The organism is Hydrogenophaga pseudoflava (assembly GCF_031020795.1).
GTDB lineage: Bacteria > Pseudomonadota > Gammaproteobacteria > Burkholderiales > Burkholderiaceae_C > Hydrogenophaga > Hydrogenophaga pseudoflava_A.
Window position 1 is genome coordinate 369,119 of record NZ_JAVHJP010000004.1, and the last position, 16,677, is coordinate 385,795.

Consider the following 16,677-nt stretch of genomic DNA (forward strand, 5'->3'; position numbering starts at 1 on the left):
GGTGGCTCAGATCACGAACACCGACGAACCGGTGGTCTGGCGCGATTCGAGGTCGCGGTGCGCCTGCTGCGCGTCTTCGAGTGCGTAGCGCTGGTGGATGTCGATGCGGATGCGGCCGGCCGCCACGTGGCCGAACACCTCGGCCGCGAGTTCGGCCTTCTCGGCCGGGTCGGCGATGTAGTCGGCCAGGGCCGGGCGCGTCAGGTAGAGCGAACCCTTCATGGCCAGCAGGTTGGGGTTGAAGCCCTCGATGGGACCGCTGGCCGTGCCCACGCAGACCATCAGGCCGCGGCGCTTGAGCGAATCGAGCGAGGCCATGAAGGTGCTCTTGCCCACGCTGTCGAACACCACGTCCACGCCCTTGCCACCGGTGAGTGCCTTGACCCGCGCGGCCACGTCCTCGTGGCTGTAGTTGATGGTGTGGGTGCAGCCGTGGGCGCGGGCCACCTCGGCCTTGGCGTCGGTCGACACGGTGCCGATCACGGTGATGCCCAGCAGCTTCGCCCACTGCGAGACGATCAGTCCCACGCCGCCGGCCGCGGCGTGCAGCAGCAGCGTGTCGCCGGCCTTGAACGGGTGGATGCGGCGCATCAGGTAGGCCGAGGTCAGGCCGCGCATGGTCATGGCGGCGGCGGTCTCGAAGCCGATGGCCTCGGGCAGCCGGATCAGCGGCGCGGCCGGGATCAGCCGTTCGGTGCTGTAGGCGCCCAGGGTGTTGAGGAAGCCGGTGTAGGTGACGCGGTCGCCCACGGCCACGTTCGTGACACCTTCGCCGATGGCCTCGACCACGCCGGCCGCCTCGACGCCCATACCAGCGGGCAGGGGCATGGGGTAGGTGCCGTTGCGGAAATAGGTGTCGGCGTAGTTCAGGCCGACGGCGGCGTGCCGCAGGCGGACCTGGCCCGGACCGGGTTCGCCGACCTCGACCTGTTCGAGCTCCAGCACCTCGGGGCCGCCGGTGCGGTGCATGCGGATGGCTGTGGCCATGGGGGGTGTCTCCTTCGTGCGTTCGGGGCGCCGGGTGTCCGGGCCATGGAGCGCATCGTAGAAGTCACCGCTGTTTGTCGCTTGTCAAAATGGGACACGAACTTTCGAATCTGGGACAGTCAGGGTTCACCCTGACGCACCGCCGCTTTCGCCTTTTCCTGTGCGCGCCAGGCGGTGACGCTGCAGCCGAAGGTGTGGCGGAACCAGTGCGAGAACGCGGCGGGCGCTGCAAAGCCCAGGAGCTGCGCCACCTCGGACAGCGGCAGGTCGCTGTCCTGCACCTGGCGCAGCACCAGCTCGGAACGCACCGACTGCAGCAGCGTGGCGAAGCTCTCGCCTTCGCGCGCCAGGTGGCGGTGGACGGTGCGGCGGTCCACGCCCAGGTGCTGCGCCACCTGTTGCGAGGTGCAGCGTCCGCCGGGCAGCAGGGCGGCCACCAGTTGCTGCACCGTGGCCTTGGTGCTCTGGTGGCGGCCCGAAAGCGCGCGGTCCAGGTACTGCCGCGCGAAACGCGCCATCTCGGGGTTGTTGCCGGGCAGCGGGGTCTGCAGGTCGGCGGCGGTGCAGACGATGCCGTTGAACTCGCCGTTGAAGTCCACCGCGGTGCCGAAGAAGGCCTTGTGTGCCTTGGTGTCCATCGGCGGCCGGTGCTTGAAACAGACGCGCACCGGCTTCCACGGCCCGCCCAGCAGCTCGCGCACGATGCGATACATCACTCCCACCGCCAGCTCCATCGACTGCCGCGTGCTGGACGGCTGGTCGACCAGCAGCTCCTCGCGGATGATCACCATGGGACCATGGTCTTCCACGCGTGTGAGCAGCGAGGCGTTGAGCAGGCGCAGGTAGCGGCAGAGCGTGTCCAGCGCGGCGCGCGCGGTCGGCTCTTCCTTGAGCACCAGGCTGATGGGGCCGAGGTTCGCCAGGTGGCGCCGCGCCGCCATGCGAAGGCCGAAGTCGTCCACCCCGCTGGCCTGCGCGCTGTCTTCCAGCAGGGCGCGCACGGCGGCGGCGCTCAGCGGTGTCTCGGGGTCGTCCAGCGCGCGCGGCGAGAGGCCGGCCTTGCGCAGCAGGGCGCGCGCGTCCAGTCCCAGCGACTGCGCCAGATCGACGTAGCCGGCGAGGCTGGCGCTGCGCACGACAGGCACGTAGGGGTAATCCATGAATGTCCCAGTTTCGAAAGTAGTTGTCCCAATTGGACAAGCACAGTCGGGTGGTGCGCACCTAGTATTTGCCCCACGGTCCGACACCCGGGCCGCGACAGGCCCGCCCGATGGCCTGCGCCACACTGGAGACACGCCATGACAGCCTTCCGCTTCTCGCCGCTGCGCCGCACCGTCTGCGCTGCCGCCCTCGCGCTCACCCTGCCGGCCGCCATGGCCTGGACCGACAAACCCGTGCGCATGCTGGTGCCCGCGCCGGCCGGCGGCACCATGGACGTGGTGGCCCGCATCGTGGCCGACCAGCTCGCCGCCGACATCGGCCAGCCGGTGGTGGTGGAAAACAAGCCGGGTGCCGGCGGCGCCATCGCGGTGCAGGCCATGCTCGCCGCGCCGCCCGACGGCCACACCATCATGATGACGGCGAGCAACATCCTCACCGAGATCCCGCACGTGATGAAGACGGCCTTCGACCCGCTCAAGGACGTCAAGCCGGTGACCGCCATCGCGCGTGCCACCATGGTGATGGTCGGCGCGCCCAGCGTGCCGGCCAAGGACGTCAAGGGCGTGGTGGCCTGGGTCAAGGCCCATCCGGGCAAGGTCAGCTTCGCCTCCTACAGCGCCGGCACCAGCTCGCACTACGCCGGCATGATCCTCAACCAGAAGGCCGGGCTGGACATGCAGCACGTGCCCTTCGCCGGCTCGCCGCCCGCGCTGGCCCAGCTCATGGGCGGGCAGGTGCCGCTGATGTTCGACGGCATGGCCACGTCCAAGAAGATGATCGAGGCCGGCAAGATCCAGGCCTTCGGCGTGGCGGCCAGGAAGCGCTCGCCCCACCTGCCGGACGTGCCCACCATGGCCGAACAGGGCTACCCCGATGTCGACTTCAGCAACTGGGTCGGCATCATCGTCGCGAGCGGCGTGCCGTCGGCCATGGTGCAGAAAATCAACGCCGCGGTGGACAAGACGGCGGCCTCGCCCAAGGTGCGCGACCGCCTGCTGGCGGCGGGCTTCGACGCGGGCGGTGACGAGAGCGCCGAGCAGATGGCGCAGTCGCTGCGTGCCGACTTCGAGCGCAACGCGGCCATCGTCAAGAGCTTCGACATCAAGCTCAACCAGTGAACCCGCTGGTGCAGCCGATGAGCACATCCCTTGCACGCCCGGGCTGGCCCCGGCTGCGCGCCCACGCGGGCGAGCTGGGCCCTGGCGTCACCCTCAGTGCCGTGGTGGCGGTGGCGGCCATGGCCCTGGGCGCGCACTACGGCGCGCCGGTGATGCTGTTCGCGCTGCTGCTGGGCATGGCACTGAACTTCCTCTCGGCCGAAGGCAAGGCCGGGCCCGGCATCCAGTTCACCGCGCGCACCCTGCTGCGCCTGGGCGTGGCCCTGCTGGGGCTGCGCATCACCGTGGCGCAGGTGGCGGCGCTGGGCTGGTCGCCGGTGCTGATGGTGCTGGTCTCGGTGGCCGCGACGATTGCGGTGGGCATGGTGCTGGCGCGGCTGATGGGCTTCCGCCTGTTCTTCGGCCTGCTCACCGGTGGTGCGGTGGCCATTTGCGGCGCGTCGGCGGCGCTGGCGCTGTCGGCGGCCATGCCGGCCCACCCGCTCAAGGAGCGCGCCACGCTGTTCACCGTGATCGGCGTGAGCACGCTCTCGACGCTGGCCATGGTGCTCTACCCCATGCTCACCCACGCGCTGGACATGCCGCCGGTGATGGCCGGCTTCTTCATCGGCGGCACCATCCACGACGTGGCCCAGGTGGTCGGTGCGGGCTACAGCCTGTCGCACGACGCGGGCGACGCGGCGACCCTGGTCAAGCTGATGCGGGTGGGGATGCTGCTGCCAGTGATCGCGCTGGCGGCGGTGCTCGCGCGGCGCTATGAGCGTGAGCAGGGCGGCGATGCGCCCGCCGGCCCGCGTCCGCCGTTGCTGCCCTGGTTCGCGGTGGCCTTCGCCGTGCTGGTGCTGGTCAACAGCAGCGGCTGGCTGCCGGCGGCGCTGGTGCAGGCGGGGCAGGGCGCGTCGCAGTTCCTGCTGGTGGCGTCGATGGCGGCCATCGGCATGAAGACCCAGCTGCGCGAGATCGTCACCGTGGGCTGGAAGCCGGTGGCGCTGATGGTGCTGGAGACGGCCTTCCTTGCGGCGCTGTTCTGGGGGCTGCTGCAGCTGCCGTAGCCCGGCGCCCCATACCCGCGCCACTACACTTCCGGGTTCACACGGAAGGGGAATCCCATGGGCGCGCAATGGAAAGCCAAACACAAGGACATCGCGGCGAACGCGAAGGGCAAGCTGTTCGGCAAGCTGGTCAAGGACATCATCATCGCGGCCCGCAACGGCGCCGACCCCGCGGCCAACGCCCGTCTGCGGCTGGTGGTCGAGCAGGCGCGCAAGGTGTCCATGCCCAAGGACACGCTGGAGCGCGCCATCAAGAAGGGCGCCGGCCTCACCGGTGAGGCGGTGCACTACGAGCACGTGATCTACGAAGGCTTCGCGCCGCACCGCGTGCCGGTGATGGTGGAGTGCCTGACCGACAACGTGAACCGCACCGCGCCCGAGATGCGCGTGCTGTTCCGCAAGGGCCAGCTGGGCACCAGCGGCTCGGTGTCCTGGGACTTCGACCACGTGGGCATCATCGAAGCCGAAGCCACAAACAAGGACGCCGACGCCGAGGTCGCGGCCATCGAGGCCGGCGCGCAGGACTTCGAGCCCGCCGACGAGGAGGGCGTGTGCACCTTCCTCACCGACCCGACCGACCTTGATCTGGTCAGCCGCGCGCTGCCGGCCCAGGGCTTCACCGTGCTCTCGGCCAGGCTGGGCTACCAGCCGAAGAACCCGGTGGACCCGGCCAGCCTGAGCGCCGAGGCGCTGGAGGAGGTGGAGGCCTTTCTGGCGGCGCTGGACGAACACGACGACGTGCAGAACCTCTTCGCCGGGCTGGGCGGATGATGGTCTGGCGGCTCGTCCGGTGGACCGGCATCGCGCTGCTGGTGCTGCTCATCGGTGTGCCGGTGGCGTTCGCCGTCGCCTTCCTCGGCATCCAGGAAGCGAGCGAACGCCAGTGGCTGGGCCAGGCGCCGCAGCACGCCGCCATCGACGTGCGTTCGCGCGAGCCGCACGCGGTGGCGCTGCTGGACGTGGGCTTCGACTCGCTGGCTGCCCGACTCAAGCTCATCGAGGAGGCGAAGGAGTCGATCGAGCTGGAGTTCTTCATCTACGAACTCGACGAATCCAGCCGCCTGATCAGCCAGGCGCTGGCGCGCAAGGCGGCGCAGGGCGTGAAGGTGCGCATCCTGGTGGACTTCGCGATGCCGGTGTTCAAGCTCGCGCCGCAGGTGGCGCGCACGCTGGAGCAGGCGGGCGTGCAGGTGCGCTACTACAACACCTCGGGCATCGCGCGCTTCTTCGCCATGCAGCACCGCACCCACCGCAAGCTGCTGGTGGTGGACCGGCGGAAGGCCATCGTCGGCGGCCGCAACATCGGCAACGACTACTTCGACCTCTCGCCCCACTACAACTTCCTCGACAGCGACCTGCTGATCCAGGGGCCGGTTGCAGGCGCCATCGTCGACAGCTTCGAGCTGTACTGGGCGTCCGACTGGGTGACCCACCCCCGGGACATCGCGGTGGACGAGACCGATGCGCCGCGCATCAACCTGCTCGGCAACCGCACGGTGGCCGAGGAGCGCATCAGCGCCGAGCTGCGGCAGCACACCGCGGCGCCGCGGTTCAGCACCTGCCGCGACACCCACTTCGTCACCGACTACCCCGGCTCGGGCGTGGAGCGGCGCAAGGTCTACACGGCCATTGCTGCATTGGTGCAGGAGGCGAAGACGAACATCGTGGTCGAGAGCCCTTATCTGGTGCTGCGCGACGACGGCGTGGCGCTGATGCAGGGGGTGCTCAAGCGCGGCGTGACGCTGCAGTTCCTCACCAACACCCTGCATTCCACCGACGCGTTCTACGCCGTCGCCAGCCTGGCCGACTCGCTGGACCGTTTCTCGCTGGCCCATCTGGAAGTCTGGGGCTACGACGGCCGGCCGCTGAAGCAGAACGCCCGCCCGCCGGCGTCCCAACGCTGGGGTGTGCACGCCAAGCGCGCCGTGTTCGACGACCGCACCGTGGTGGTCGGCACCTACAACATGGACCCCCGCTCGGCCAACCTCAACTCCGAGCTGATCGTGATCTGCCGCGACAACCCCGAGCTGGCCGCGGCGATGACCGCCAGCCTGAAGGCGCGGCTGGCGCAGTCGCGCGCCATCACCGGTACCCCGGGCGCGCGCGGCTACGACGCGCTGGTCGAAGGCGCGGAGCCGGACACCATCTTCCAGATGCGCATGGTCCGGCCCTTCGCCAGCTTCCTGGACTTCCTGCTGTAAGCGCCGCTCAGGCCGCGGCGCGCTGCTCGCCCAGGCGGCCGTCGCGGAAATCGGCCAGCGCCTGGTAGATCTCGTCGGTGCTGTTCATCACGAACGGACCGTACTGGGCGATGGGCTCGTTCAGCGGCTGGCCGGCGATCAGCAGCGCTTTGGCGTCGGCGCTGGCCTCGATGCGCACGCCGTCGCTGGCCGGGTCGTTGGCCAGCAGCGCCATGCGCTGCACCGGCACCGACGTGCCGTTCACGCTCACCTCGCCTCGGTAGACGTAGACGAAGGCGTTGTGCGTGCCCGGCAGCGCCTGCTCGAAGTGCGAGCCCGCGCCCAGGTGCAGGTCCAGGTACAGCGGCTGGGTGACTTCGCGCGTCACCGCGCCGGTCACGCCGTGGCTCTCGCCGGCGATCACCGTCACCGCCACGCCTTCGGGCGTGGTGAACTGCGGCAGGTCGGCGTTGGCGAAGTCGCGGTACCAGGGCGGGCACAGCTTGTCGCGCGCGGGCAGGTTCAGCCAGAGCTGGAAGCCTTCCATCAGGCCTTCTTCCTGCTGCGGAATCTCGGAATGGACCACGCCGTGGCCGGCGGTCATCCACTGCACGCCGCCGTTTTCCAGCAGGCCTTCGTGGCCGGCGCTGTCCCGGTGCAGCATGCGGCCCGCGATCATGTAGGTGATGGTCTCGAAGCCGCGGTGCGGATGGTCGGGGAAGCCGGCGATGTAGTCGTCGGCCTGGTCGCTGCCGAAGGCGTCGAGCATCAGGAACGGGTCCAGCCGGCGCTGCAGGTTCTGCGTCAGCACGCGGGTGAGCTTGACGCCCGCACCGTCGGAGGTGGGTATGCCCGCCACCAGCCGCTCGACGCGGCGGGGCTGCTGCAGGCGGGGGGTGAGGGTGGCGGTCATGGCGATCTCCTGAAGGGCGGGGTGTTCAAAAGAGCGGCCACCCCGCGCGGCCGCGGTGGAAGCGTGTTCAGCCGATGGCGGCGGCCAGGTCGGCCTCGGCCTGGGCAAAGCCCTTGGCGGCGGCCTCGGGGCCCATGTTCAGGCCTTCGGCGTAGATCAGGCGCACGTCGGTCAGGCCCAGGAAGCCCAGCACCGTCTTGAGGTAGGGCGTCTGGCTGTCGTGCGGCTGGTCGCGGTAGAGGCCGCCGCGGGCCAGCGCCAGGTAGACCGTCTTGCCCTTGACCAGGCCTTCGGGGCCCTTCTCGGTGTAGCGGAAGGTCACGCCGGCGCGGGCGACGGCATCGATCCAGGCCTTGAGCTGCACCGGCACGCCGAAGTTGTACATCGGCACGCCCAGCACGATGGCGTCGTGTGCCTGCAGCTCGGCGATCAGCGCGTCGTACTCGGCCACCAGGGCGGCCTGGCCGGCGCTGCGCTGTTCGGCGGGGGTGAACAGGGCGCCCAGGGCGGTTTCGTCCAGCACGCTCACCGGGGTGGTGCCCAGGTCGCGCAGGGTGACGGTGCTGCCCGGGTGGGCAGCCACCAGGCGTTCGCTCACGTTGTTGGCGAGCTTGGTGGAGTTGCCGGCTTCGCGGCGGGGGCTGGCGTTGATCTGCAGAATCTTCATGGCGGGCTCCTGGACGGGGTGTTGGGGGTTACGACCATTGGTTGATCGATGGACTCAACTTTATGGATTGCCAATGCCCCTGAAAAGCCGTTGAAATGGATAAGATTGTTTCCATGGTGGAACAATCAATGCGCGAATGTGGTCCGGACGCCATCGAGCCGACCGACCTGCTCATCTTTGCCCGCGTGGCCGAACTGGGCAGCTTCAGCCAGGCCGCGGTGCGCCTGGGCCTGCCCAAGTCCACGGTCTCGCGCCGCGTGGCCGCGCTGGAACGGCTGATGGGCGAACGCCTGCTGCTGCGCACCACGCGGCGCCAGTCGCTCACCGAGTTCGGCCTGCAGCTGCTGGAACACGCGCGGCAGGTGGTGGCCGAGCTGGAGGCGGTGCACAGCCTGCGCGAGCAGCGCCGCGCCGCGCCCAGCGGCCGGCTGCGCGTGTCCATGCCCAGCGACTTCGCCAACCTGATGCTGGCCGACAGCCTGGCCGCCTTCACCGCGCTGCACCCGGCCATCACGCTCGATCTGGACCTCTCGCCGCGCCGGGTCGACCTGCTGGGCGAAGGCTTCGACGTGGTGGTGCGCATGGGCGAGCTGTCCGACGACAACCTGCTGGTGGCCACGCGGCTGGCGGTGTTTGCCAACGGGCTGTATGCCGCGCCGGGCTATCTGCAGGCGCGCGGCGAGCCGCAGCACCCCGACGATCTGGTCGGCCACACCGCGCTGCGGCTGCTGCGCGGCAACGGCGAGCCCGCCGTCTGGCCGCTGCGCCGGGGCGATGAGCGATGGTCCGCGGTGCCGAGCGGGCAGGTCAGCGCCAATTCGCCCGAGCTGCTGATGCGCATGGCGCGCGCCGGCGCCGGCATCGCCGCACTGCCCACCCATTTCGCCGAGGAAGCGGTGAACGCCGGCCAGTTGCGCCGCGTGCTGCCCGACTGGTGCCTGCCCGAAGCGCCGGCCTGGGCGGTCTACCCGGGGCGCAAGCTGGTGCCGCCCAAGACCCGCGCCTTTGTCGACATGCTCAAGGCCGCGCTCGCGCGCTGCGACTCGGCGCGCAGCGGCATCTGAACCCGGGCCTGCGGGCGTTCAGCCCTTGCCCAGCGGCGGGCGGCCCATCAGGCTGTTGGTGCTGAAGATGGGGCCCAGCTCGGCGGCGGCGGCCAGCAGCCCGGGCGCGAATTCGTGCATGCGCTCGGGCGTCAGGCGCTGGCGCGGGCCGGCCACGCTGATCACGCCGATGGCCTCGCCGCGCCGCAGCACCGGCACCGCGATGGCGCTCATGCCGGGCGCGAACACCTCGTCGATCACCGCGTAGCCGCGCACCCGCGCCGCGTGCAGGAAACCCAGCAGCGCCTTGACGGTGGTGGGCGCCCGGGGGCCGTAGTCGGCCGGCTCGCCCAGGCCCTGGCGCATCACCAGCGTCAGCGCGTCCTCGTCGCTCATGGTCAGCAGCCAGGCGTGGCCCGAGGCGGTGCAGGACAGGCGCGCGTCCTGGCCCATGTCGGGGTCGTAGCGCAGCCCCTTGCGCACGCCCTGGGCCTTGGCCACCCAGGTCAGGCGATCACCGTCGACGATGGACAGCCGCACCAGCTCGCCGGTGCGCTGCGCCAGCCGCTCCAGCAGCGGCTCGGCGATGTCCACCACGCCCGCGCCGCTCAGATAGCCCAGCCCGAGCGAGGCGAGCCGGGTGGTGAGCAGGTAGTCGCCCTGGGCGCGCGCCTGGCGCACGTAGCCACGGGCCTGCAGCGTGGCCAGCAGGCGGTGGCAGGCGCTCAGCGGCATGTCCAGCTCGGCCGCCAGCGAGGCCAGGGGCACGCCGTCCGGGTGGGCGGCCAGGTGTTCCAGCAGGGCAAGACCGCGGTCCAGGGCAAGGCTCATTTTTGTATGGAGAAAAGAGTTTCCAGTCGGGAAAGACTTTCCCATGGGCTTCCAAGAATACGGCGCAACGGCGCGCAGCGGGCGGGCCGGTCCATCACACAGGAGACAGACATGAAACTTCCGCTCACCCTGATCGTCGCGGCCGCGGCCCTGCTGGCCGGCGCTCCCGCACAGGCGCAGGACATCCAGGAACGCACCATCAAGTTCGGCCACCTCAACAACACCGATCACCCGGTCAGCCTCGGCACCCAGCGCTTTGCCGAACTGGTGGCGGCCAAGAGCGGCGGCAAGCTCAAGGTGCAGGAGTTCCCGTCGTCCACCCTGGGCAACGAACTGCAGCAGCAGGCCGCGCTGCAGGGCGGGGTGCAGGAGATGAGCGCGCCGGCCACGACCTCGCTGGCCGGCATCGTCAAGGAGTTCGGCCTCATCGACTTCCCGTTCGCAGTGGGCAGCTTTGCCCAGGCCGACGCGCTGCTCGACGGTCCGTTCGGCCAGGCGCTGATCGCGAAGCTGCCCGAGAAGGGCCTGGTGGCGCTGGGCTACTGGGACCTGGGTTTCCGCAACGTCACCAACAGCAAGCGCGCGATCACCCGGCCCGAAGACTTTGACGGCCTGAAGCTGCGCGTGATTCCCAACCCGGTGTTTCTCGAAACCTTCAAGGCGCTCAAGGCCAACCCGGTGCCCATGCCGTTCGCCGAGCTGTACGGTGCGCTCGAATCGAAGGCGGTGGACGGGCAGGAGAACCCGTTCTCGGTGATCCTCTCGAACAAGTTCCACGAGGTGCAGAAGCACGTGAGCGCGACCAACCACGTCTACGCCGCCAACATCCTGCTGGTCAGCAAGCGCTTCTGGGACAAGCTCTCGCCCGCCGAGCAGCGCATCCTCACCGAAGCCGCCACCGAGAGCCGCGCCTACCAGCGCCAGGCCAGCCGCGCCGCCGCGCAGAAGGCCGTGGGTGAGCTGCAGGCCAAGGGCATGGCGTTCAACGAAGTCAGCGCGGCCGAACGGCAGCGCATCGGCCAGATGGTCAAACCGGTCACCGACAAGATGGCCGCCGCCTACGACCCCGAGCTGGTGAAGCTCTACCAGAGCGAACTGGCCCGCACCGCGCGCTGACCACGGGAACCGCCCATGAACATCCTGATCCTGCACGGCCCCAACCTCAACCTGTTCGGTCGCCGCGAACCCCACATCTACGGCCACACCACACTGGCCCAGATCAACGAACGCCTGCAGGCCCTGGCCGCCGAACTGGGCGTGACGCTGGAGATCCTGCAGTCCAACCACGAAGGCGTGCTGATCGACAAGCTGCACGAGCGCATCGACACCGCGCAGGGCGCGCTGCTCAACCCCGCGGGGCTCACGCAGCACGGCGTGCCGCTGCACGACGCGATCAAGGCCATGCCCTTTCCGGTGATCGAGGTGCACCTGTCCAACATCGCCGCGCGCGAGCCCTGGCGGTCGCACTCCATCATCTCGCCGGCGGTGCGCGGCACGGTGCAGGGGCTGGGCTGGCGTTCGTACACGGCGGGGCTGCGCACACTGGTCGAGCTGTTGCGCGACACTGAAAGCCGCTGACACCACACACCAAGGAGACACCATGCGCACCCGCGGACAGGCCCAGCTCGCCATCTGGAGCGACATCGAAGCCGACCAGGAAACCGACTACCTGCACTGGCTCACGCGCGAACACGTGCTGGAGCGTGTGGGTGTGGACGGCTTCCTCTCGGGCCGCGTGTTCCGCGCCGAGGCCGGCGGCCAGCGCCGCTTCTTCATCACCTACGAGCTGCAGGACACGGGTGTGCTGGCCGGCCCGTCCTACCTGGCCCGGCTGAACGCGCCCACGCCCTGGTCGCAGCGCACCATGCCCATCCTGCAGAACTTCGCGCGCGGCGGCGGGCCGGTGGTGGCGCGTGCCGGGCTGGGCAACGGCGCGGTGGTGGCGCCTCTGCGGCTGGACCTGGCCGCCGCAGGGCTGCTGGATGCGGAGGCTCAGCAGGCGCTGGTGCAGAAAGTGGCCGGGCTGGACGCCGTGGCCCAGGTCTGGCTGATGCAGGTGGACGCCGCCGGCACCGGCGTGCAGACAAAAGAGAAGTCCATGCGCCGCAGCGTGGAGGGCGTGTTCGACGGCGTGCTGGTGGTCGAGGCGCTGCACGCCGCGGCCGCGCAGGCGGCGCTGGACGGGTTGCTGATCGGCGGGCTGGGGAGCGCGGTAGTGGCCGACCGCCAGCTCTTCCACGCCTGCTTCCAGCTCGACCGGCGCCTGGCCGGGCTGGAGGGCGCGGCCTGAGCCAGTTCAGTTCACCGGCGCCGACATCGTCAGCTGCAGCGGCCCGTACCAGGCGGTGACGGCGGCGCCCGAGTTGTTCGAATCGGTCATCAGGCCAAGGCCGATCATCGGCCCCGGTGCCTCGCCGAAGGCCAGCCGGAAGTCGGCCTCGACGTCGCGGTCGAAGTCCACCCACTGGTTCAGCCGCGCCGGCCCCGACTCCACCACGATCTGGCGGATGCGCCCGGTGTAGGGGTTGGGAATCACCGTGCCGGCCGGGTAGCGGTTGTCCCACACATACATGATCGACGCGTAGGGCAGGGGCTTGCCGGCGATCAGGCCCGACAGCTCCGAGACGATGTGGTCGCGCGCCTTCCAGGTGCCGTTGTGGCGGTCGCCGTCGAAACTCAGGATCAGCCGCGCCACCGAATCGTCCTCGCCCTTCTCGCCCAGGTCGAACGCCGGGTTCAGCGCCGGCACGAAGAGCGAGAAGTGCAGGCGCTTGGCCTGTGCGCCGGGTGCCGGCTTGAGCAGCAGGTTCAGCGTGCTGTTGGAGCCCATGGCCTCGGCCCGCACCGCCGGCCGCCCGGCGTGCTCGGTGGCCTGGTAACGCGTGGGACGACGGCTCACGAACACCTGGTGCTCCCAGGGCGTGGCCGGCGCGGCGCCGTCGATGTGGTTGCTGGCCTGCCAGGCCGTGCCATCGAGGATCACCGGGCGCTGCTTGGGGCTGGCCTCGTCGGCCTCCGCGGTGGTCTCGTCGGCCGAGGGGGACGGACCGCTGGCACAGGCGCTCAGCAGCAGGGCCAGCAGGGACACCCGGAGGCGGGGCGAGCGTGGGGAGAGAGCAGAAGACATGGGGGACGCAGGGGGCAGCGGCGAAAAAGCCGGGGCGTATTGTGACGCCGGGGCACGGGCGGGATGGGTTACGAGTTGTGCCGACCGGTGGCCGCGCACTGATTCGGTCAGCGCCCGCGCCGGTAGTGCATGGCGACCGCGCCGCAGCGCAGCGGCGTCGCAGAGATCAGCTCCAGCCGGCGCGTGGCGGGCAGCCCCCCCTCGTACAGCCTCGGGCCATGGCCCGCTATTCGGGGGTGGACGAGCAACTGGTATTCGTCGATCAGATCCAGCCGGTCCAGTGCGGTGGCAAGCTGGCCGCTGCCGACGAGCACGCCATCCGGGGTCGCGTCCTTGAGCGCCTGCACGACCGTGCGCAGGTCACCGGCTAGGTGGTGGCTGTTGGTCCACGGGAAATCCTTGCGCGTCGACGACACCACGTACTTCGGCTTGGCCTCCAGCTTCACCGCCCATTCGCGCAGCGCCGGTGGCGCCTCGACCTCGCCACGGGCCACCGCCGGCCAGTAACTTTCCATCATCTCGTAGGTGGTGCGCCCCCACAGCATCGCGCCGCACCCGTCCATGAGGCGCGTGAAAAAGGCGTGGGTCTCGTCGTCGGCAATGCCCTCCTGGTGGTCGACGCAGCCGTCCAGGGTGACATTGATGCTGAAGGTCACGAGTCCCATGGTGTTCTCCCGCTGGAAGGGTGAGGCCTCACGTCTTCGGCTGCGGCGCCACCACCGGAGGGCCATCGAATGGCTCCAGCGATGGATCAACGCAAGCCCAGCTGGGCGCACTGGCCACCCAGATGTTGGTGGTGGGTTTGACGGCCGATGGCTCGTCCAAGGTGCCCACCCGAACCACCGTCAGGCCCGGGCGACCGCTGGAGTCGGAGAACAACTGGGTACCGCAATTTGGGCAGAACCGGCGGGTCACCGTGTTGCCGCTGTCGGCGGTCTTTTCGTGCTGGCCCGGCGTTCCCGAGATCTTGATGGCGTCGCTGGGGAAGATGACGTTGACCGTTCCGTTGGACGCGATCTTCTGGCAGTCCCTGCACCAGCAGATCCTGGATGGGCCGGCATCGGCGGTGATCTCGTATCGAATCTCGCCACAGAGGCAACCTCCGGTGAATGACTTCATGTGAGCTCCTTGCAAATCTCAAACCTAGTTAGTCCGCAATGGCATACGCCTGTGCGACGTTTCGCTGTATTGCGAGTGTTTCTGCCCCGATGAGGAGGCTGCCCCACGGCTCACTGCGCCAGTCATCATGAAGGACCACGATCACCTGGAAGTCGGCGAAGTCGCCCGACAGCAACTGCTGAAGTTGCTGGAGCAGGGCTGGATGGAATGTTTTACGAAGGATGTAGATGCATCGTCTGCGATCATCATTCCAGTCCCAGTTTTGCATCTGAACCTTGGATGCGCCTTCCTCTGGTCCGACTTCTCGTTCAAGCAAGTCCTTGATGGCAACTGCGACCCTGAAGTTAAGTTCGTACTCTGCCTCCGCTAGAGATCCCACTGGGGTGTTCTTGCTTGTCTGCATCTGGTCGCAGAAATCCCAGAATGCCTCATCATCTGTGAGGATCTTCACTGTTCTGAAGGCACGGAGGAACTGAAACATGGTTGCTTGCGACTTGTCTTTGCAAGAAGTCTGTCTTTTAACGGTGGAGGCCTGCAGCAACAGCTGTCTGTAGCGGCTGGGCCGATTGGTTAAATGCAAATGGATTGGCGGAGGATCAATAAGCGAAGACTGAGAATGGTTTTGCTTTATGAATCACTAGTTAGACACAGTCTCCGAGTCTCAGAGTAACAACTCGTCCAAGCTTGGTAAGGATGCGCCTCATGATGGACTCTGAAATTCCAGCGACCGCTGGAAATGAGTACTCAAGTGCAAGCAGTAGACCAATTGGAGTGGCTTCGCCCCATGTCTCGAAATACCATCCGGTGTTTTTTCCGATAGGGGGCATTGCGCCGTACACGTTTAGTTCAGCATGTTTGATGTTTTTTAACAAGCCGACTCCGTTGATGATGATTGCGTCCAGTTGTTCTTCAAGTGGTATGGAGTTTTTTGCGTAATACGATGTGATTTCTCGCAACATTTCCGTTGGCTCAAAGGCTTTGAGGGTAAAGACGTAAAACGGTATGCGCTGAGAGTGTTCGATTATGTGTGGCGGTGATGAGTATGCAAGCAATATAGGTGTTTGGCTACGCTTTACGTTTTTGACGCTCTGTCCTTGACGCAAGCTCCGATGTAGTTCATCTGTGCGGGCTAGATTTGGCTTAACCTCAATTGCTGCATCACACCCATCTGAGAAGATGAGTCGAAATTTTCCCTGCGAGTCCAAAATATTCGGGTGGGCCGGATTGAGAATTAGGCAATCAATCGAGTCGGATTGATTGCCGTCGAGGTCGGTAATCTTGCCTTTCGATACTATGTGACTCTGTGGCAAAAATCTTTTGATAAAGCTTTGGACTGCGTGCTCGCGAAAATCCGCTACTTCCTGTGGTGTGCCCTCTCCCTGCTCTGATGCTAATTTGAATTCTTCTGTAATAAGTCGACCCTCTGCCTTCAGAATTTCAATAAGCTTATTCATTTTTGACTTCATTCAGTGTTTTGAGGTTCGGATGGTATGCCGATACAGGTTGTGCCGGTAATGTGTCGCTGTGGAATATCAAGGAGGCAGGCTGCTCGGCTTTGAAGTTGTTTTGTCTTTTACCCCAACCCCTCCGCCAACGCCTCAAACACCACCCTGATTCGCCTGGATGTCCGCAACTCCCGGTGCGTCACCAGCCAGACCGGGAACCGGATGGGTGGCAGGTCGTCGAGCACGCGGACCAGGCCCGGCATGTCGTGGGCAATTTCTTCCATCATCGCGCCGATGCCCAGGCCTTGTTGCACCAGCGCCCAGTGCGTCACGGTGTGGTCGGCGTAGCAGCTGAAGTTGGCTTCGCTGACGTTCAGGCCGTGCATGCGCAGGTAGCCCAGGTAACGGCCCTGGCGGTCGGAGCCGACGAAGGGCAGGTGGGCGGCGTCTTCGGCGGTGCGCGGGTGGCCGTGGGTCTTCACCCAGGCTTCTGACGCATAGAAGTGGGCCGTGGCTTCGCGGATGAAGCGGGCGATCAGCTCGGGCTGCTCGGGCTTGACGTGGCGCACAGCGATGTCGGCCTCGCGGCGCAGCAAGTCGCTCAGCGCGTTGGACGGGATCACCTCGACGGCGATGCCCGGCTCGCGTTCGCGCAGCTGCTTCACCAGTGGCGGCAGCAGGACGGCGGCAACCACGTCGCTGGCCGAGACCGAGACCACGCCGCCCACCGCCTGCGAGCGGCCGGTGGCGGCCAGGCTCAGCGCATCGGCGGCCGCGCCCATGGCGCGCGCGTGCTCCAGCAGGTCCATGCCGGTGGGGGTGAGCGCCATGCTTTTGCCCACCCGCTCGAACAGGGTCACGCCCATGCGCTGCTCGATCGCGGCCACCTGCCGGCTGAGCGTGGGCTGGGTCAGGCCCAGCTTGCGCGCGGCGGCCGAGAGCGAGCCGGTTTCGGCGGTTTCAAGAAAGGCCTTGAGCTGGTTCCAGTCGAGGTTGTTCATGCGTTTATGTATATGTCCGCTGCAATTTACCGC

Annotated in this window: 19 protein-coding genes; 8 read left to right on the forward strand and 11 right to left on the reverse strand. The window is 67.7% G+C overall.

Translation table 11 applies throughout. From position 1 onward, the window contains the following. Positions 1-6: 6 nt before the first annotated feature. The gene (locus RCO38_RS15300) at positions 7-987 is read right to left on the reverse strand and encodes a quinone oxidoreductase family protein (RefSeq protein ID WP_308329203.1); all 981 of its coding nucleotides are present in this window, start codon (positions 985-987) and stop codon (positions 7-9) included. A gap of 119 nt (positions 988-1,106) precedes the next feature. Further along, the gene (locus RCO38_RS15305) at positions 1,107-2,147 is read right to left on the reverse strand and encodes an AraC family transcriptional regulator (protein ID WP_308329204.1); all 1,041 of its coding nucleotides are present in this window, start codon (positions 2,145-2,147) and stop codon (positions 1,107-1,109) included. Positions 2,148-2,285: 138 nt separating this feature from the next. On the opposite strand from RCO38_RS15305, the gene RCO38_RS15310 reads away from it, so the two are divergent. Genes RCO38_RS15310 through RCO38_RS15325 form a run of 4 tightly spaced genes read left to right on the forward strand, consistent with a single transcriptional unit; the run spans position 2,286 to position 6,519 of the window. Then, positions 2,286-3,266 carry a tripartite tricarboxylate transporter substrate binding protein gene (locus RCO38_RS15310; protein ID WP_308329205.1) on the forward strand — a complete coding sequence of 327 codons (981 nt, stop codon included), beginning with the start codon at positions 2,286-2,288 and terminating at the stop codon, positions 3,264-3,266. Positions 3,267-3,283: 17 nt separating this feature from the next. Continuing rightward, complete coding sequence (locus RCO38_RS15315) at positions 3,284-4,318, forward strand: YeiH family protein (protein ID WP_308329206.1); 1,035 nt, start codon at positions 3,284-3,286, stop codon at positions 4,316-4,318. Positions 4,319-4,375: 57 nt separating this feature from the next. After that, positions 4,376-5,089, forward strand: coding sequence for a YebC/PmpR family DNA-binding transcriptional regulator (locus tag RCO38_RS15320; protein WP_308329207.1), 714 nt, complete (start codon positions 4,376-4,378; stop codon positions 5,087-5,089). Continuing rightward, positions 5,089-6,519: a phospholipase D-like domain-containing protein gene (locus RCO38_RS15325; protein ID WP_308329208.1), complete on the forward strand. Its 1,431-nt coding sequence runs from the start codon at positions 5,089-5,091 to the stop codon at positions 6,517-6,519. Before RCO38_RS15320 ends, RCO38_RS15325 begins: the two co-directional genes overlap by 1 nt. Before the next feature lie 7 nt (positions 6,520-6,526). On the opposite strand, the gene RCO38_RS15330 is transcribed toward RCO38_RS15325, so the two are convergent. Together RCO38_RS15330 and RCO38_RS15335 are read right to left on the reverse strand one after the other, a co-directional pair. Then, positions 6,527-7,411, reverse strand: a complete 885-nt coding sequence (locus tag RCO38_RS15330) for a pirin family protein (RefSeq protein WP_308329209.1) — start codon at positions 7,409-7,411, stop codon at positions 6,527-6,529. A 67-nt stretch (positions 7,412-7,478) separates the two neighbouring features. Beyond that, a complete protein-coding gene (locus RCO38_RS15335) occupies positions 7,479-8,078 on the reverse strand; it encodes an FMN-dependent NADH-azoreductase (RefSeq protein ID WP_308329210.1) in 600 nt (199 codons plus the stop codon). A gap of 95 nt (positions 8,079-8,173) precedes the next feature. On the opposite strand from RCO38_RS15335, the gene RCO38_RS15340 reads away from it, so the two are divergent. After that, a complete protein-coding gene (locus tag RCO38_RS15340; protein ID WP_308329211.1) occupies positions 8,174-9,142 on the forward strand; it encodes a LysR family transcriptional regulator in 969 nt (322 codons plus the stop codon). A gap of 18 nt (positions 9,143-9,160) precedes the next feature. Here RCO38_RS15340 and RCO38_RS15345 read toward each other — a convergent pair whose 3' ends face one another. Further along, positions 9,161-9,952: an IclR family transcriptional regulator gene (locus RCO38_RS15345; RefSeq protein ID WP_308329212.1), complete on the reverse strand. Its 792-nt coding sequence runs from the start codon at positions 9,950-9,952 to the stop codon at positions 9,161-9,163. Positions 9,953-10,063: 111 nt separating this feature from the next. Here RCO38_RS15345 and RCO38_RS15350 point away from each other — a divergent pair, with 111 nt between their 5' ends. The 3 genes from RCO38_RS15350 to RCO38_RS15360 are packed head-to-tail and all read left to right on the forward strand — an operon-like array spanning position 10,064 to position 12,242. Beyond that, entirely contained in the window at positions 10,064-11,068 is a 1,005-nt protein-coding gene (locus RCO38_RS15350) for a TRAP transporter substrate-binding protein (protein WP_308329213.1), read from the forward strand. A 15-nt stretch (positions 11,069-11,083) separates the two neighbouring features. After that, positions 11,084-11,530 (forward strand): type II 3-dehydroquinate dehydratase, encoded by a 447-nt coding sequence (locus RCO38_RS15355; RefSeq protein WP_308329214.1) that lies wholly within the window; start codon positions 11,084-11,086, stop codon positions 11,528-11,530. 22 nt (positions 11,531-11,552) lie between these two features. After that, on the forward strand, positions 11,553-12,242 hold the full coding sequence (locus RCO38_RS15360) for a DUF4286 family protein (RefSeq protein ID WP_308329215.1): 690 nt from the start codon (positions 11,553-11,555) through the stop codon (positions 12,240-12,242). 6 nt (positions 12,243-12,248) lie between these two features. Here the strand turns inward: RCO38_RS15360 and RCO38_RS15365 are convergent, their stop codons facing one another. The 6 genes from RCO38_RS15365 to RCO38_RS15390 form a co-directional block, all read right to left on the reverse strand. Continuing rightward, the gene (locus RCO38_RS15365; protein WP_308329216.1) at positions 12,249-13,079 is read right to left on the reverse strand and encodes a DUF3047 domain-containing protein; all 831 of its coding nucleotides are present in this window, start codon (positions 13,077-13,079) and stop codon (positions 12,249-12,251) included. Between the two features lie 107 nt (positions 13,080-13,186). Beyond that, positions 13,187-13,744, reverse strand: coding sequence for a dihydrofolate reductase family protein (locus tag RCO38_RS15370; protein WP_308329217.1), 558 nt, complete (start codon positions 13,742-13,744; stop codon positions 13,187-13,189). A gap of 28 nt (positions 13,745-13,772) precedes the next feature. Continuing rightward, positions 13,773-14,198: a GFA family protein gene (locus tag RCO38_RS15375; RefSeq protein ID WP_308329218.1), complete on the reverse strand. Its 426-nt coding sequence runs from the start codon at positions 14,196-14,198 to the stop codon at positions 13,773-13,775. A 28-nt stretch (positions 14,199-14,226) separates the two neighbouring features. After that, positions 14,227-14,679 (reverse strand): hypothetical protein, encoded by a 453-nt coding sequence (locus RCO38_RS15380; protein ID WP_308329219.1) that lies wholly within the window; start codon positions 14,677-14,679, stop codon positions 14,227-14,229. 160 nt (positions 14,680-14,839) lie between these two features. Then, the gene (locus tag RCO38_RS15385) at positions 14,840-15,664 is read right to left on the reverse strand and encodes a DUF6602 domain-containing protein (protein ID WP_308329220.1); all 825 of its coding nucleotides are present in this window, start codon (positions 15,662-15,664) and stop codon (positions 14,840-14,842) included. A 107-nt stretch (positions 15,665-15,771) separates the two neighbouring features. Continuing rightward, positions 15,772-16,644, reverse strand: coding sequence for a LysR family transcriptional regulator (locus RCO38_RS15390; protein ID WP_308329221.1), 873 nt, complete (start codon positions 16,642-16,644; stop codon positions 15,772-15,774). Positions 16,645-16,677 lie beyond the last annotated feature (33 nt).

Coding starts and splice junctions, on each gene's coding strand:
- RCO38_RS15300 (WP_308329203.1), bottom strand. CDS start 987: ATGGCCACAGCCATCCGCATGCACCGCACCGGCGGCCCCGAGGTGCTG.
- RCO38_RS15305 (WP_308329204.1), bottom strand. CDS start 2,147: ATGGATTACCCCTACGTGCCTGTCGTGCGCAGCGCCAGCCTCGCCGGC.
- RCO38_RS15310 (WP_308329205.1), top strand. CDS start 2,286: ATGACAGCCTTCCGCTTCTCGCCGCTGCGCCGCACCGTCTGCGCTGCC.
- RCO38_RS15315 (WP_308329206.1), top strand. CDS start 3,284: ATGAGCACATCCCTTGCACGCCCGGGCTGGCCCCGGCTGCGCGCCCAC.
- RCO38_RS15320 (WP_308329207.1), top strand. CDS start 4,376: ATGGGCGCGCAATGGAAAGCCAAACACAAGGACATCGCGGCGAACGCG.
- RCO38_RS15325 (WP_308329208.1), top strand. CDS start 5,089: ATGGTCTGGCGGCTCGTCCGGTGGACCGGCATCGCGCTGCTGGTGCTG.
- RCO38_RS15330 (WP_308329209.1), bottom strand. CDS start 7,411: ATGACCGCCACCCTCACCCCCCGCCTGCAGCAGCCCCGCCGCGTCGAG.
- RCO38_RS15335 (WP_308329210.1), bottom strand. CDS start 8,078: ATGAAGATTCTGCAGATCAACGCCAGCCCCCGCCGCGAAGCCGGCAAC.
- RCO38_RS15340 (WP_308329211.1), top strand. CDS start 8,174: ATGGATAAGATTGTTTCCATGGTGGAACAATCAATGCGCGAATGTGGT.
- RCO38_RS15345 (WP_308329212.1), bottom strand. CDS start 9,952: ATGAGCCTTGCCCTGGACCGCGGTCTTGCCCTGCTGGAACACCTGGCC.
- RCO38_RS15350 (WP_308329213.1), top strand. CDS start 10,064: ATGAAACTTCCGCTCACCCTGATCGTCGCGGCCGCGGCCCTGCTGGCC.
- RCO38_RS15355 (WP_308329214.1), top strand. CDS start 11,084: ATGAACATCCTGATCCTGCACGGCCCCAACCTCAACCTGTTCGGTCGC.
- RCO38_RS15360 (WP_308329215.1), top strand. CDS start 11,553: ATGCGCACCCGCGGACAGGCCCAGCTCGCCATCTGGAGCGACATCGAA.
- RCO38_RS15365 (WP_308329216.1), bottom strand. CDS start 13,079: ATGTCTTCTGCTCTCTCCCCACGCTCGCCCCGCCTCCGGGTGTCCCTG.
- RCO38_RS15370 (WP_308329217.1), bottom strand. CDS start 13,744: ATGGGACTCGTGACCTTCAGCATCAATGTCACCCTGGACGGCTGCGTC.
- RCO38_RS15375 (WP_308329218.1), bottom strand. CDS start 14,198: ATGAAGTCATTCACCGGAGGTTGCCTCTGTGGCGAGATTCGATACGAG.
- RCO38_RS15380 (WP_308329219.1), bottom strand. CDS start 14,679: ATGTTTCAGTTCCTCCGTGCCTTCAGAACAGTGAAGATCCTCACAGAT.
- RCO38_RS15385 (WP_308329220.1), bottom strand. CDS start 15,664: ATGAAGTCAAAAATGAATAAGCTTATTGAAATTCTGAAGGCAGAGGGT.
- RCO38_RS15390 (WP_308329221.1), bottom strand. CDS start 16,644: ATGAACAACCTCGACTGGAACCAGCTCAAGGCCTTTCTTGAAACCGCC.